General features: G+C 37.2%; 18 protein-coding genes. 8 read left to right on the top strand and 10 right to left on the bottom strand.

What is annotated here, in order from left to right:
- The first annotated feature begins 7 nt into the window (after positions 1–7).
- The 4 genes from PQQ29_RS02600 (at position 8) to PQQ29_RS02585 (ending at position 3,274) form a co-directional block, all read left to right on the top strand.
- Complete coding sequence (locus PQQ29_RS02600; protein WP_010990414.1) at positions 8–865, top strand: GRP family sugar transporter; 858 nt, start codon at positions 8–10, stop codon at positions 863–865.
- 179 nt (positions 866–1,044) lie between these two features.
- Positions 1,045–1,593, top strand: a complete 549-nt coding sequence (locus PQQ29_RS02595; RefSeq protein ID WP_010990413.1) for a sigma-70 family RNA polymerase sigma factor — start codon at positions 1,045–1,047, stop codon at positions 1,591–1,593.
- 2 nt (positions 1,594–1,595) lie between these two features.
- A complete protein-coding gene (locus tag PQQ29_RS02590; RefSeq protein WP_010990412.1) occupies positions 1,596–2,027 on the top strand; it encodes a PadR family transcriptional regulator in 432 nt (143 codons plus the stop codon).
- On the top strand, positions 2,024–3,274 hold the full coding sequence (locus PQQ29_RS02585; protein WP_010990411.1) for an FtsW/RodA/SpoVE family cell cycle protein: 1,251 nt from the start codon (positions 2,024–2,026) through the stop codon (positions 3,272–3,274). The genes PQQ29_RS02590 and PQQ29_RS02585 overlap by 4 nt, the downstream gene beginning before the upstream one ends.
- A 65-nt stretch (positions 3,275–3,339) precedes the next feature.
- On the opposite strand, the gene PQQ29_RS02580 is transcribed toward PQQ29_RS02585, so the two are convergent.
- Positions 3,340–4,152: a Cof-type HAD-IIB family hydrolase gene (locus tag PQQ29_RS02580; RefSeq protein WP_010990410.1), complete on the bottom strand. Its 813-nt coding sequence runs from the start codon at positions 4,150–4,152 to the stop codon at positions 3,340–3,342.
- A gap of 227 nt (positions 4,153–4,379) precedes the next feature.
- On the opposite strand from PQQ29_RS02580, the gene PQQ29_RS02575 reads away from it, so the two are divergent.
- Positions 4,380–4,679 carry a hypothetical protein gene (locus PQQ29_RS02575; RefSeq protein WP_003729029.1) on the top strand — a complete coding sequence of 100 codons (300 nt, stop codon included), beginning with the start codon at positions 4,380–4,382 and terminating at the stop codon, positions 4,677–4,679.
- 52 nt (positions 4,680–4,731) lie between these two features.
- On the opposite strand, the gene PQQ29_RS02570 is transcribed toward PQQ29_RS02575, so the two are convergent.
- From PQQ29_RS02570 to PQQ29_RS02550, 5 genes are all read right to left on the bottom strand, one after another.
- On the bottom strand, positions 4,732–5,142 hold the full coding sequence (locus PQQ29_RS02570; RefSeq protein WP_003770398.1) for a hypothetical protein: 411 nt from the start codon (positions 5,140–5,142) through the stop codon (positions 4,732–4,734).
- Position 5,143: 1 nt separating this feature from the next.
- Positions 5,144–5,347, bottom strand: coding sequence for a helix-turn-helix transcriptional regulator (locus tag PQQ29_RS02565; protein ID WP_003760414.1), 204 nt, complete (start codon positions 5,345–5,347; stop codon positions 5,144–5,146).
- A 126-nt stretch (positions 5,348–5,473) separates the two neighbouring features.
- Positions 5,474–6,874, bottom strand: a complete 1,401-nt coding sequence (locus PQQ29_RS02560; RefSeq protein ID WP_010990409.1) for a polysaccharide deacetylase family protein — start codon at positions 6,872–6,874, stop codon at positions 5,474–5,476.
- 293 nt (positions 6,875–7,167) lie between these two features.
- Complete coding sequence (locus PQQ29_RS02555) at positions 7,168–7,977, bottom strand: ZIP family metal transporter (RefSeq protein ID WP_003765320.1); 810 nt, start codon at positions 7,975–7,977, stop codon at positions 7,168–7,170.
- 26 nt (positions 7,978–8,003) lie between these two features.
- Positions 8,004–8,195 (bottom strand): hypothetical protein, encoded by a 192-nt coding sequence (locus PQQ29_RS02550; RefSeq protein WP_003770394.1) that lies wholly within the window; start codon positions 8,193–8,195, stop codon positions 8,004–8,006.
- A 122-nt stretch (positions 8,196–8,317) separates the two neighbouring features.
- Between PQQ29_RS02550 and PQQ29_RS02545 the strand changes: the two genes are divergently transcribed.
- The 3 genes from PQQ29_RS02545 to ppsA all read left to right on the top strand — a co-directional run bounded on the left by PQQ29_RS02545 (position 8,318) and on the right by ppsA (position 12,305).
- Positions 8,318–8,542, top strand: coding sequence for a hypothetical protein (locus PQQ29_RS02545; RefSeq protein WP_033533435.1), 225 nt, complete (start codon positions 8,318–8,320; stop codon positions 8,540–8,542).
- Between the two features lie 86 nt (positions 8,543–8,628).
- Complete coding sequence (locus PQQ29_RS02540) at positions 8,629–9,504, top strand: Ig-like domain-containing protein (RefSeq protein ID WP_010990407.1); 876 nt, start codon at positions 8,629–8,631, stop codon at positions 9,502–9,504.
- 200 nt (positions 9,505–9,704) lie between these two features.
- Positions 9,705–12,305 carry a phosphoenolpyruvate synthase gene (gene ppsA, locus PQQ29_RS02535; RefSeq protein ID WP_010990406.1) on the top strand — a complete coding sequence of 867 codons (2,601 nt, stop codon included), beginning with the start codon at positions 9,705–9,707 and terminating at the stop codon, positions 12,303–12,305.
- 42 nt (positions 12,306–12,347) lie between these two features.
- On the opposite strand, the gene PQQ29_RS02530 is transcribed toward ppsA, so the two are convergent.
- The 4 genes from PQQ29_RS02530 to PQQ29_RS02515 all read right to left on the bottom strand — a co-directional run bounded on the left by PQQ29_RS02530 (position 12,348) and on the right by PQQ29_RS02515 (position 14,647).
- A complete protein-coding gene (locus tag PQQ29_RS02530) occupies positions 12,348–12,770 on the bottom strand; it encodes a NusG domain II-containing protein (RefSeq protein ID WP_003760402.1) in 423 nt (140 codons plus the stop codon).
- A gap of 12 nt (positions 12,771–12,782) precedes the next feature.
- The gene (locus tag PQQ29_RS02525; RefSeq protein ID WP_003760399.1) at positions 12,783–13,175 is read right to left on the bottom strand and encodes a DUF1149 family protein; all 393 of its coding nucleotides are present in this window, start codon (positions 13,173–13,175) and stop codon (positions 12,783–12,785) included.
- A gap of 68 nt (positions 13,176–13,243) precedes the next feature.
- Positions 13,244–13,624 (bottom strand): VOC family protein, encoded by a 381-nt coding sequence (locus tag PQQ29_RS02520; protein ID WP_010990405.1) that lies wholly within the window; start codon positions 13,622–13,624, stop codon positions 13,244–13,246.
- A gap of 15 nt (positions 13,625–13,639) precedes the next feature.
- Positions 13,640–14,647 carry an inorganic phosphate transporter gene (locus tag PQQ29_RS02515; RefSeq protein ID WP_003770381.1) on the bottom strand — a complete coding sequence of 336 codons (1,008 nt, stop codon included), beginning with the start codon at positions 14,645–14,647 and terminating at the stop codon, positions 13,640–13,642.
- Positions 14,648–14,731 lie beyond the last annotated feature (84 nt).

Genomic DNA, 14,731 nt, shown 5'->3' with positions numbered 1-14,731 from the left:
TTATTTTATGTCTATTTATCTTATTGCGTTACTCCCTGTTCTTGGGTGGGGATTTATGCCGATAATTGCGAACTTACGAAAAAGCACCCCCGAGGAACAACTACTGGGGACTTCGATTAGCGCGCTATTATTTGCTTTCATTTTGTTCTGGATTTTATCACCAGAAATAACAGTTCTTTCTTTTATAGTGAGTTTTGTTTCGGGTATCTTTTGGAGTTTTGGGCAATTACTGCAGTTTAAAGGGATTGCGGCTTCTAGTGTCGCGAAGGCAATGCCGATTTCAAATGGTACACAACTCGTTGGCGCAACGCTTTTTGCAGTCCTTGTTTTTCAGGAATGGCAAACGGTTACGGCTGTTATCATCGGAGTTGTTGCAGTAATTTTAATCTTGATTGGGGTGGTAATGACCGGGTTTCAAAAACGCGGGAATCATATCACGGAGTCGGTTTCATTTCATGTCTACGGTATCGTTATTCTATCTTCGTTCTTTTTAACGCTTTACGTAGTGACAAACCAGCTTTTTGATGTCACTGGCTTTTCTATCATTTTACCACAAGCAATCGGTATGCTGACATGCGCCATTGGTATTAACTTAGCGAAAAAGACTGCTATTTCCCGAAAAAATGTTACATTCAACTTAATGACCGGATTATCGTGGTCAATCGCCAATCTAGGCATGTTCTTAGCAACTGCTGTACTTGGTGTCGCAACGAGCTTCTCGATATCACAAGCTTGCGTTATCGTCGCAACAATCGGCGGCATCCTCATTTTTAAACAGAAAAAAAGCCCGTTAGAATGGACTTTTATCCTTTCTGGCATACTGTTAATTATGGTGGGTGTTGTATTCCTTAGTTTATTGAAATAGAAAAAGCCAAAGACTGTAGAGCAATCATTTTGTTTACAGTCTTTTTTTTATTGCGTATTTTCAACAGATAGTTAATACTTTATAAGATGACTATCGCTATTTTAGGGATATAAATAAAATTTTTCCAAACCTAAATGATACTTGCTTCGTCTAATATTGCAGAAGAAGGTGAAACTTAAATGACTGAACTTGAAGAAATAGGAATTAATATTAATAGCATAGAAAATACCGAACAAATAATCAGCCAGTTAATGGATAACTACAGCGATGATGTACTGCATCTAGTTTTTTCTTATGTAAAGAATCGAACGACAGCGGAAGATTTAACGCAAGAGATATTTATTAAATGCTATGAAAAACTAGATCAGTTTAATAACAAGTCATCCATAAAAACGTGGCTATATCGAATTGCTATTAATCATTGCAAAGATTACTTGGGTAGTTGGCATTATCGCAAACTAAATTTCAGCGAAAAAATTTGGAATTATCTCCCGTCCAAGTCAAAACACGTTGAGGAAGAAATTATCGCAAAAGATGTAGCAAACAGCTTAATGAGCGCGGTTATGGATTTACCCGTAAAATACAGGGAAGTTGTTTTCTTACATTACTACGAAGAACTCTCTTTAGCGAATATCAGTAAAATTACTGGTGTAAATAGCAATACATTGAAAACCAGGTTAAAACACGCCAGAGAATTATTAAAAACCAAGATGAAAAAGGAGGTATAATCATGGATGATCCATTCTATAATTTAAAGGATTCTATAAAAAAAGATTTTGAGGGTTTTTCTTTTTCCGAGGAGAGAAAAACTGCAGTAAAAGAAACAATCCGGAAGAAGCAATCTCACCTAGAACTTCACTACTGGAAAGAAGAAACGCTTAAAAACATTTTAGATTCACTGCACGATGAAGCAAAGCATGGCTATGAGATTTCCACCCAACTATTTCAAAAAAATGAACTTAGCTTCAAAAACAATGAAGGTCAGCTGTATACCCTTTTACATCTACTTGAAAATAAGAAAATCCTCTCATCAAAATGGATAGAAGATAAGAAATATTATTCCCTAACTGCAAAAGGGAAAAAATTTGTAGCTACTTGTGAACATAGAGGCTCTAAACAACGCGGATTACTAAAAAATTTAATTGAGGAGGCTTCTTTATGAGTTCTGCTATATTTGAGGAATATTTAGGTAAAGTAATAGCTAAAGTAAAATCCAAGCAAGCTCACAGTATGATTAAAAAAGAGCTTAGTAATCACTTAGAAGAGCTAAGTCACTCCTTTCAAAAGAGAGGATTATCTATAGAGGATGCGAATAAGAAAGCCATCCAGGAAATGGGAGATCCCTCGACTGTTGGCAAAAACATGAATCAGCTTCATAAACCAAGAATGGATTGGCTCCTTATTGCGTTATTTATCCTACTTGCCGGTATTGGTTTTCTTCCACTGATGAGTGATGTAGTATCACCTAATTCTTTCTTTATAAAAAAACAAATCGTCTGGCTCGCCCTTGCGATTCTTGCTCTGATTGGATTTCTTTTCTTTGATTATAGAAAACTAAAAAATTTATGGATGTATTTTTACGCGGCTGCCTTAATCCTATTTTTCATATCTTTTTTTGTTGGTACCAGGCTTATTGGCGGAGGAATATGGCTTTCTTTCGGGGGTATTATGATTAATGGTCCAGCTATATGCTTATATTTATTCTTGATAGCGTGGGCTGGTATTTTCACCAAAGTTACTGACTTTAAAGGTTGGAAAAAACTAGTAGGTCTACTAATCCTATTTTGGCTCCCAGTTATTTTCTACATTATACTCAGCCAATTTGTATTTAGTATTATATACTTTTTGTGTGTATTAGTGATGTATATTTTTTATTATCGTCGTAACCAATTTGCCATTAAAGTAGCGCTTGGTAATTTGCTTGTAGGTGTTATTTTCATTAGTACGATGATTCTTAAATTCTTTAGTAGTTATCTCTCTGATAATCTCATATCAGTGAAAGCTGTCCTTTCGCAGGCTGGTTGGTTCGGCAAGGGACTTCATAACAATCTGACAATCCCTGAAGCACATACAGATTTTGTCTTTCCATTCCTTGTCTACTCTTTTGGCTGGGTATTCGGAATTTTCCTTTGTCTATTACTGCTTGTATTTATATTGCGAATTTCATTAAACGCTTTTAAAACAAAGGATTTATTCGGCAGATTATTAACAATCGGAGGGGCTGTATTATTTACCGTTCCAGCTTTTTGGAATATTCTTATGGGGCTTGGAATAGTTCCAATCATGGTAGTCCCCCTGCCGTTTATCAGTTACGGGGGAAGCATGTTACTAGTTTACGCTGCACTACTCGGCCTTATTCTGAACGTTTATCGCAGAAAAGATATTGTAGAATCTACACTGGTAAATTGATTTAGTATATAACCGTTACGAAACATCGGCACATTTACCACTCCCCAAAAAAGCCAAAGACCACCTCATGGTCTTTGGCTTTTTTCCATATAATCTTCTATAACTTGTAACACGCCCGCTTCCTTATTAGAAGGAGCCACATGATTTGCAGTTGCAAGAACTTCCGGGCTACTTTCTTGCATCGCGTAACTATGCGACGTTAATTGCAACATTTCGATATCATTATTCGCATCGCCAAAAGCGAGTAAATCATCTGGTGCCACTTGCCATTCATTTAATAATTGCTGAATCGCGCTCCCTTTCGTCACGCCCGGAATAATAATATCAATACTCCCATGCCCGCTCGACACAGCACGAATTTCCCCAGCAAACGTTTGGTTTAAATCTTCCACAATTTGCCCAGTCTTAGCCACTTCCACATCAAGCGCAAATTTGATAAAAGTATCATCCGGAAGCACATCGAACGAATCCACCTCTTGCAACTCAAAATAATACTTTTTCGCAAATGCTTTAAAATCCGGATCGGCCGCTTTTAACAAATACGCACTTTTCACCCCACAAAGTATCACTTGCAAATCCTGATATTCTTGAATCAACGTCCGCAAAATCTTTTGAACCAATCTTTCATCAAAACGATTCACACTAAGTAATTCCCCTTGATGAAAAATAACCGCCCCATTTTCAGCCACATAAAAAAGTTCCTCATCCTTTCCAGGAAAAAATGATTTTAGCTGATAATATTGATTACCGCTCGCAACAATAAATTTAATCTCACGCTTCACTAATTCTGCATAAATCTTCTCAAATCTAGCGCGATTATATTCACCATTTCCATCTAAAAAAGTCCCGTCCATATCTACAGAAATCGCTCTAATCATCTGTTTAAGCTCCTTTTAAAGTTGATTTTATTCTATTATAACAGAATTGCTTTTTTACTTTTAAAATATGTTGTAATCAGAAATTCCGAAGTATCCGTTTCATATTTGTTTTCGCGCTTGGTATTATAAGTTTTTTTCGCTCCACAAAAAAAGTCAGCGAAAAATTTCGTTGACTTCGCTTTACTATTTTGTTATTCTGGCACTAACAACAAGAAAGGAGCATAATTATGAGAAGCCTTGATGCAGTAGAAATACTCAGACGTGGCGAAACCATTGAGCGTTATAAAGAAGGCGGAAATTCGATGTTGCCTTTGATTAAATCAATGCAACCTGTTCGTTTAGAACCGATTGGCACGAGAGAACTCAAAGTAAACGACATTGTATTTTGCAAAGTTCGCGGTAGCTTTTTTACACATAAAATCAGTAAAATCCGCGGCAAACAATATCAAATTTCTAATAATCACAAACACGTGAATGGTTGGATTACACGTAATAGTATTTATGGCATTGTCACCAAAATTTGGTAAATGCTAGGCAACATGCAACGAAAAAGTTGGATGTTTTTTATTTTGCCTACAATCATACTTTTTTCCGGATGAATTCCAAAGCAATCATATATGCAAAACAGAAGATAAGAAAAATGATTGTCAAACTCGAAATGGAGATTTGTTCAATCCCGTATAAATTCAGCACAATCAACACAATTGGTATCGTCAAAGCTAAAACAATAAGTACATAATAAGAAAATGTTTTGCGATTATTGATATATCTTTCATCTTTTTCTATTTTTTCTTGCTCATATTCTCGCTTTGATTTATTTTCAAATAAGAACATAGAAGTTAGTGTCCCAATTAAAGCCGCAATAATCATAACAATTGGCGTAACGATATCCCCAAATATTTTTTCCCCTTTAATAATTCCTAGAAGTGGAAACATATATATAATTGTTGCAACTACCGTAATACCTCGATTAATAATGTATCGTTTCATACTAATCCTCCTCTAGTTGAAAAATCTCTTCAATTGTTAAATGAAAATACCTCGCCATCTTCAAGCTCAGCTCTAAACTAGGATTATACTTCCCTTTTTCAATGGCATGGATTGTTTGTCGCGAAACTTCTAATGCAAGAGCTAACTCATTTTGGCCAATAGCTCTTTCTTCTCGCAACTGCCTCACTTTATTACTAACTTTCAAATAACCACCACCATGTAAAGATATATTTACACTTAGTATAAAATAAAAATCCTCTTACGTAAAGAAAACTTAACATGAAATATAAAAAAATAGCTAAAATGATTACTCATCTTAGCTACTCTTCTTTTACTTCACCATTCTCGACTCTGTTTTATCGAAATATTGCTTACCAATCTGCAATTTCTCTCCATAAAGTTCGTTAATAGTTACAAATTCGAAGCCTTGACTTTTCAGTTGTTTCAACGTTTCATCTAAGCTCGCAGCAGTTGTTTTATGAATATCATGCATTAGCACAATCGCTCCGTCCGTTGCACCAGCAAGGACTCTTTGAGTAACTACTTTTGCGTTTTTATTTTTCCAATCTTCTGTATCAACAGACCACTGAATAATCGGAAGTCCAATTTCATCAGCAACCTTTTTGTTTACTGCGCCATAAGGAGGACGCATTGTCGTTGGAAAATAACCTGTTTGATCAAAAACAACTTTTTGTGTTTGTAGAATCTGGTTGTAAACTTCTTGTTCCGATAGTTTAGTTAACTGTGGATGATCCCATGAGTGACTACCAACTTGGTGTCCTTCATCTAATTCACGTTTTACTAAACCTGGATTTTGCACAACACTAGAGCCAAGTACAAAGAATGTCGCTTTTACATCATAGCGTTTCAATGTATCTAGTACGCCTGGTGTTACTGAAGCGCTTGGGCCATCATCAAAAGTAAGTGCAATACGTTTGTTTGTTTTTGCTTTTGGTATTTCTGGGACTTTTACGCTGCTTGGTAAGTAACGTTTATTCACAGAACTAGCAATGTCAGCAAGTTTTAGATTTACTTTTTTCGGTCCTGAAATCCCTGGTGCTTCAACTGGTACAATTAGTTCCGAGTTAGTAAGTTCAAAATCAGTTTGATCCCATTTCACTAAGCTCTTTATTCCTCCGAGTTTCCCAACATCTTTTAAAGGAATGTCCCCTGTTTTAATAAGTTCTTGCTCTGCTGCAGTCTTTAAATTTAATTTTGTTTCGTCATTTTTTATTAACACATCCCCAAGTGTTAACAGAGCGCCTGTTTTGGCGTCAGTGACAATGTTTTTGCAAATATCTTTTTTGTCCTTAAGTACAAATTTAGTTTTACCTTCTTTTACGTACTCAGATTGGACAGCTTTGTAAGATACTACTTGCTCGGCCATTTTCTGCTTTTGATAAGTGTAAAAAATAATCCCTTGCTTATCTTTATCTCTGTTTAATTTCTTTATTTCTGCAGATTTAGCCTTTTCAATTTCTTTCTGGATAATTTCGTTGTCTTGTTTCGTGGAAGTTTTAGGAATATAAGAAATAATTTCTACTCCGTCCTCTTTCTTATCCAAGCGGCGAAAATTACCTCCATCTTGGTCTTTCATTAGTCTATCCATCTGCATTATTACTTTGTTGCGCGACTTTGAAAATTGGTATTTTTGGAACCCTATGACACCAACAAAAACCACGGCAATAATGAGAATCGTAACTAGTGAAACTTTAATCCACCTTATTTTCACATTATGCACCTCACCTTTAGAAAAACCTTCCCCAGTTTTTCGTATAAAACAATTATACATGAAAAAAAACAAGTTTCTAGTTTTTGTACTAAAATAGGAAAATAGAACCAACAGAATCGTAACATTTGTTACAAAAAAGACACGGATAAAGTGGGAGCTTTTTTCCGTGTCCAATTTATAGTTACAGGATTACCCCTGAAAACTAGCATATTGTGAAATATTTCACTATTTATTCTACCGTAAAAAAACGTATTTCGCAAATATTAAATAACGTTTCTACGGCAGGTTATTATTTATCCTAAAGCTACGTCTAAAACCATCATAACTGCAAAACCAGCCATAGTTGCAGCCGTTGCTAAATCGGCTGAACCTTCCACTTGAGATTCAGGTATTAGCTCTTCCACAATCACGAAAATCATCGCTCCAGCGGCAAATGCAAGCGCAAATGGCAGGATAGGTGTAACAAAAACAACTAAAACAGCACCGATAACGGCAAAAATCGGCTCAACTACTGCAGATAACTGTCCGTACCAAAAGCTCTTCCCTCTTGATAAACCTTCCCCGCGTAATGGAATCGAAACAGCTGCTCCCTCTGGAAAATTTTGAATGCCGATTCCAAGTGCTAATACAATCGCAGTAATAAGCGTTTCCGTATCACCAGTTATGACAGCCCCAAAAGCCACACCAACAGCCGCGCCTTCTGGAATATTATGAATCGTAATCGAAAGCACTAGCAAAATACTTTTTCGAAGTGATGTTTTAGGACCTTCTTTTGCTTGTTCGGGAAATCCAAAATGCAAGTGAGGAATAATGCGATCAATGACACGCAAAAATATGCCACCGAGTAAAAAACCGACTAAAGCTGGCACAAAAGAAAATTTCCCTAAATCCTTGCTCATTTCGATTGCAGGTGCAAGAAGTGACCAAAAACTAGCTGCGAGCATAACACCAGCAGCAAAACCGAGCATTACATTGCCCCATTTTTTATTTAAATTTTTAAAGAAAAACACGAGTGATGCTCCCGCTGCTGTACAAGCCCAGGTGAAGATTCCTGCTAGTAATGCTAAAAGTACCGGGTTTAACGTCGATAAGTAACTTAACAATTCACTTTCTCCCTTTTTTGACTATATTATTTGCCAGACCAACCTTGTTTAAATCCTCGAGTAAAGGCACGAGACTTGTTTACCCCAGTTTTTACAGCCCAAATCGAACCATAAATAGAAACTTTAGCTACAGTTCCTGCAATTTCTCCAGTTTTACGTGCAACTTTTTCTGTTTTAGCGCCAATTTCTGCGCCGATTTCTTCTATTGGTTTCGTCATCTTTAAGCACCTCCAAAACGCTTGTCTTTCCTTCATCATAAAGCAATCATCTGTATTATTCAAGAGGGTTCTTTTTTGCCATTTTTTGTAGTATACTCCTGTTGAAAGCTTAAAAAAGGAGGATGATTGCTATTAAAAACAACTTAAAAGAACTTGGCAAACTTGCCTTTTATCTGATTCCAATTAGCTTATTACTAGCATTTATCGGTCCTGTTTTGGTTTTTTTAAATTTCAACAGCACCTTTTTTTCTAATATAATATGGATGAAATCTGTGACAATTTTTATGATTTTGATGCTTTTTATTGGAATTTTATGCAATGCCTTAGCAGAACGTACAAAAAAATAGTTTTTTTTACTTAAACCCTCTTGTGCACAACCTCACATTATGCCTATAATAAATCGTTAGACAAAAAAAGGGAGAGGGAGTTTTTTATGACGGGATTTGGGACAATACTGTTTCTAGTAGGTATTGGTGTGTTGATTTATGGGCTTATAAGTTTTAGAAAGAAAAAATGGCCACGTAGAAAAACGCAAATTGTAATTATTAGTTCGATTTTAGCTATTTTTATTGGCTCTGCTATTGTGCCAAGCGAGAAAGAGGAAGCATCCACAGAGAAACCTAAGCAAGAAGAAAAAACAAAGAAAGTTACAGTTGAACCACTTTTAAAAGCAGAAAAGACCTTTAAAACAACGGATGACGGAGCTATTGTTGTCGAAGGAAAAACAAACCCTGGCGCTGAAGTAACGTTAGATTTTGTTGATAATCCAGATGCAACTGCAACCGCAGACGAGGACGGAAAATTCAGCCTTCGTGTAAATGAACTTGACCGGGCCCAAGATGCTGTTCTTTCTATTACTATTGATGGAAAAACGAAAGAACAAACACTATCATTAGAAATGAGCCCCGGTTACACGAAAAAGCTTGCTGATAAAGCTGAAGCCGAGCGTGTTGCTGCTGAAAAAGCTGAGGCAGAGCGAGTAGAACGTGAACGAGTTGCCGCAGAAGAAAAACGAATTGCAGATGAAAAAGCTGCCGCTGAAAAAAGAACTGCCGATGCAAAAGCCGCTGCCGAAAAAGCTGCCGCCGAAAAGAAAGCTGCTGAGGCAAAACGAGCTGAAGCAAAACGCTCTGCTCCGAAACCAGATACAAGTAATAAACAAGGCGAAATGGTTTATATCACTGCAACTGGCAAAAAATACCATTACGACCAAAACTGTCGTGGTTTAAACAACTCAAACGGCGAAACAGCTGTAACCATTGCAGAAGCTAAATCTAGAAACTTATCACTATGTAAATTCGAGCAATAAAAATAAAAGCAAAATTTCTTAATACGAGAAATTTTGCTTTTTATATTGGTTTTTAATTGAAAAATAGCTGGATTCATGGTAAATTTATAAAGATATAATCGCTTAAATAGACTTACGTAAAGAAATCCCTACTTTAATTATATAACATACCCGCTTTACAGTCAAGAATTTATTTTTGCGAAAATTTGGGAGGGAACGAAATGACGTCATACGTATTGAAATTTCAGGAAACCAACGAAACAAATGAAGCCTTAGTTGGTGGCAAAGGAATGAATTTAAGCGAGTGCGCAAAGATTCAAGGCGTGCGCGTACCAGCCGGTTTTTCCGTTACGACCGAAGCATACAAAGAAACCGTAGCAGAAAATCATGAATTCAAACAACTCCTGGAACAACTCACACTCCAAGAAAACGAAAACACAGCGGACATTCGTGAAATTAGCGCAAAGATTCGCACACTCATTCAAAATATCCCGATTGCTCCAGAAATCAGCGTTGAAATTGATGCTGCTATTATGAACATCGATGCGAGCGCGGCATTTGCTGTCCGCTCTAGCGCTACCGCCGAAGACCTCCCTCATACTTCCTTTGCTGGGCAACATGATACTTATTTAAATATTATTGGTATAGATGAAATACTGCGCCATATTAGTAAATGCTGGGCTTCTTTATTTACCGAGCGTGCTATTATTTACCGAAACGAAAACCATTTTGAACATAGCAAGGTGCATTTGGCTGTAGTTGTTCAAGAAATGATTTTCCCTGAAGCTTCTGGCATCCTATTCACCGCAGATCCAATCACGTCTAATCGAAAATCACTAGCTATTGATGCAAGTTTCGGCTTAGGTGAGGCTCTAGTTTCCGGTTTAGTGTCAGCAGATTCCTATACCATCCAAGAAAATACTATTACAAATAAAATCATTGCCACTAAAAAAATCGCCATATATGGGTTAAAAGAAGGCGGAACGGAAACGAGGCCACTGGAGCCATCCAAGCAAACAGCTCAAACATTAACCGATGAACAAATTTTAACTTTAGCTAAACTTGGCAGAACCGTAGAAGCTCATTTTAATAAACCACAAGATATTGAATGGTGTTTGGCTCAGGGGCAATTTTATATTGTTCAAAGTCGTCCGATTACTACGCTTTATCCAGTTCCTGAGGTGGACGAGCCAGGAAATCGGGTCTATATATCTGTGGCTCATCAACAAATGATGACTGATGCAATGAAGCCACTTGGTCTTTCCTTTTATTTAATGACAACCTCTGCTTCGATGTATCCAGCTGGTGGAAGATTATTCGTGGATATTACCCAAAGCCTATCCTTCCCCACTTCAAGAGATATGATGGTAAATACACTTGGCGCGTCTGACCCATTAATTAAAGATGCTCTTTTGACAGTTATTAATAAAAAAGATTTCTTGCCACCATTACCAGTGGAAAACACACCCAATCATGCGACCGCACCAGGCAAACCACCTGTACGAAATGTTCCTGATCCCGCTGTCGTTTTTGAATTAGTAAAAAATAGTGAAGCATCCATTAACCAACTTAATGAGACGATTAAAACGAAATCAGGTTCCGCCTTATTTGATTTCATTGTAGAGGACCTTCTGGAGCTTAAAAGCGTTTTATTTAACCAGACAAGCATTGATGCAATTATGGCTGGTATGGACGCTTCTGCATGGTTAAACGAGCATATTAGCAAATGGCTTGGTGAAAAAAACGTAGCAGATACACTTTCTGAATCCGCACCCAATAATATTACTTCAAAGATGGGCTTAGAATTGTTAGATGTAGCCGATGCTATTCGACCATATCCTGCTGTTAGAAGCTATTTAGAACAAACTAAAAATCCAGATTTCTTAGCTGATCTAGCTCATTTAGAAGGTGGTAAAGAAGCAAAACATGCAATAGAAGCCTATTTAGAAAAATACGGAATGCGCTGCGCCGGCGAAATCGACTTAACAAAAACGCGCTGGATAGAAAACCCGCTAGCGCTCGTTCCATTAATTTTGAGTAATATTAAAAATTTCGAACCAAATGCAAGTAAACACAAGTTCGAACAAGGCGAAAAAGAAGCGCGCGAAAAAGAACAAACCCTTTTAAAACAATTAGCAGAGCTTCCAGACGGGGCTGAAAAAGCGGCCGAAACAAAAACGAAAATCGATACTTTACGTAATTTCATCGGCTATCGCGAGTATCCAAAATACGGAATGATTAATCGTTACTTTATTTATAAGCGCGCATTGCTTCGTGCTGGCGAAGAGCTTGTGAGAAGTGGCGTTATCTCAGAAAAAGAAGATATATATTTCCTTTATTTTGATGAATTACGCGAAGTTGTACGTACAAATAAAGCTGATTATCAACTTATTAATACTAGAAAAAGCGATTTTGCTTCTTATGAAAAATTGACGCCACCGCGGATTCTTACATCGGACGGCGAAATGATTAGCGGGCAATATCACCGCGAAAACCTTCCGGAAAATACGATTCTCGGTCTGCCTGTTTCATCGGGTGTGGTTGAAGGTCGGGCACGCGTTATTTTAAATATGGAAAAAGCTGATTTAGAAGATGGCGATATTTTAGTTACAGCTTTTACCGATCCAAGCTGGACTCCCGCGTTTGTTTCGATTAAAGGGCTTATCACCGAGGTTGGCGGGCTGATGACACATGGTGCAGTAATTGCTCGGGAATATGGTCTCCCTGCTGTTGTTGGTGTCGAAAATGCCACTAAAATTATACAGGATGGTGCACGTATTCGAATAAATGGAACAGAAGGATATATCGAACTCCTTGATTAAATAAAAAACAGCAAGCCCAGTATTTGGCGCTTGCTGTTTTTTTTAATTTGGCACAATTAAATCTGTATCAGGATCTTTGCTATCTTTCTGTGTTGATTTTATTTCCACGAATACTTTATGGGGTAAACAAACAATGGTGTCACCAGCTTTAGATTTCCAGCCCATTTTCACACCAACTTGGTCAGGGCTGTTATCTTCTTTGATGCGAATTCGCTCGCCGTCTACTTCCATCAAATTATATTGTGCGCCTTTTCCTTTAATCGTAAATTGCTCATTTCCTTTATGACCTGTTAGCGGAATTTCCCGAATTACTTTGCCATTTTGTGAAATGATTGCTACGACTTCATCGCCGGTATTTTTAGCCTCAGCAACGGAAAATAACAATAGTGGTAAAAACGAACCCAAAATCAGTGCAACGATAATTACAAAATCAAATGGGCGTACCATTTTCATATATTGGCGCATTTCTTCTCCTATCTAGCCGTTATGATTAGCATTAAAATCTAAACTAACCCCTGGCTCATCAAATGCAATTTCGGTCACATCGTAAGTAAGACGTTTAATGTAATCAATTAGTGGATTTGATAAACCTTCCACATCTTTTGCTTCTAAGTCAGAAAATTGACCAAAAAAGTCTTTTAACTGGATAATACGGCTAATTCGACCGTCAATCCGGAAATTTTCAAGAACTAGTAAAAACGGAATCGTGATTTTAAAAATCTTACCTTTAGCCATTAATTCTACGTTTCCATCAACTGGTTCTACTTCATGGACTTCTAATTCAATTTTGTTTTCGAACGGTTGATTTTCTTCCATTGTTGTTTCAAAGTTGTATTTCTCTACGACAATTTTATTAGTTACAATATCCATAAATTCACCTCATCAATAATATGTATAACTGTATACTACATGATAAATAAGTTAGTGACAAATAGGTACTAACAAGTGATTTCTATTCGATTGCCTTCTGGATCAAGAACTACACTTTCATAGTAGCCGTCTCCAGTTGTTCTCGCCTCACCAGCGACACTAAAACCAGCTTGTCTTATTTTTTCTGTTAGTTCATCCACGGCTTCTTTTGAGTCCGTTGCGATCGCAATATGTGCCCAGCCTAAACTTTCGCCGGTGTTTTTTCCAGCAACATCGATGCGGCTCATAATTTCCAGCCTTGCCCCACTTTTAAAAGAGAGAAAATAGGATTTGAAGCCTTTTGTTTTATTTTCGTATAATTCATTAGCTGTTGCACCAAAATAAGTCACATAAAATTGTTTCATTTTTTCTAAATCTTTTGTCCATAAAGCTACATGTTCTATTTTCATTTAAATTCCTCCTAATTATAAGAAAATGGCTGCTGATATCCAGTATACCACTGCCGCTAAGAGTCCAGCTAATGGTAACGTGATGAACCAGGTGACCACCATATTTTTACCTGTACGCCAGTTTACTTCTTTTTTATGATTAGCAGTTCCAACACCCATAATTGAGCTATCGATTACTTGCGTTGTGCTCACTGGTAAATGGATTAAAGTAGCTGACATGATTACTGAAAGCGAACTTAAATCCGAAGCTACTCCTGTTACTGGTGTAATTTTCATAATCTTTGTTCCAACTGTTTTGATTATCCGGTAACCACCGACAGATGAACCGATCGCCATGGAAGCCGCACAACTAACTTGAACCCAAAACGGAATTCCAGCTGATTCTTTTAAAAGTCCACTTGCAACTAAAGCTAGCGTGATAATCCCCATTGTTTTTTGGGCATCATTCGTTCCGTGAGAATATGCTTGAACGGCTGCAGTTCCAATTTGAATAAAACGAAAACGCCGATTCATTTTACCAAGTTTTTTATCATGAAAAAGGGTTTTAAACAGCGAATATATTAAATAACCGACTGTAAAACCAATGATTGGCGAAATTATTAACGCGATAATAATCGTTGTAAATCCAGACCAATTAAGCACGCTAAAACTACTAGCAGAAGCAATAGAAGCACCTGCTATCGCACCAATAAGAGCGTGCGAGGAACTACTCGGCATCCCAACAAGCCAAGTCATCAAATTCCAAATCACCGCAGCAATTAAACCACATAAAACCACAAATTCTCCGTTATTTAATGAAAAAGGATCCACTATACTCTTTGTAAGCGACTCGGCTACTCCTGTAAAAGAAATCGCTCCTAAAAAGTTCATCACAGCAGCAATCCCAATCGCCACACGTGGTTTTAACGCTCTAGTGGAAATACTCGTAGCAACGGCATTTGCAATATCGTGAAACCCATTTATAAAATCAAACGCTAACCCCATTATAACGATAATAACCGTTATTAAAATAACCGTATCCATTCAACAATTCCCCTTGTCGAGATTCACTTTTTTATAGTCTATACCCCTTTTATGTAAATATAAAAAGAATCTGCTCCATATTTG

It is taken from the genome of Listeria innocua (assembly GCF_028596125.1).
Taxonomy (GTDB): domain Bacteria; phylum Bacillota; class Bacilli; order Lactobacillales; family Listeriaceae; genus Listeria; species Listeria innocua.
This window is presented reverse-complemented; position numbering and strand designations above follow the sequence as displayed.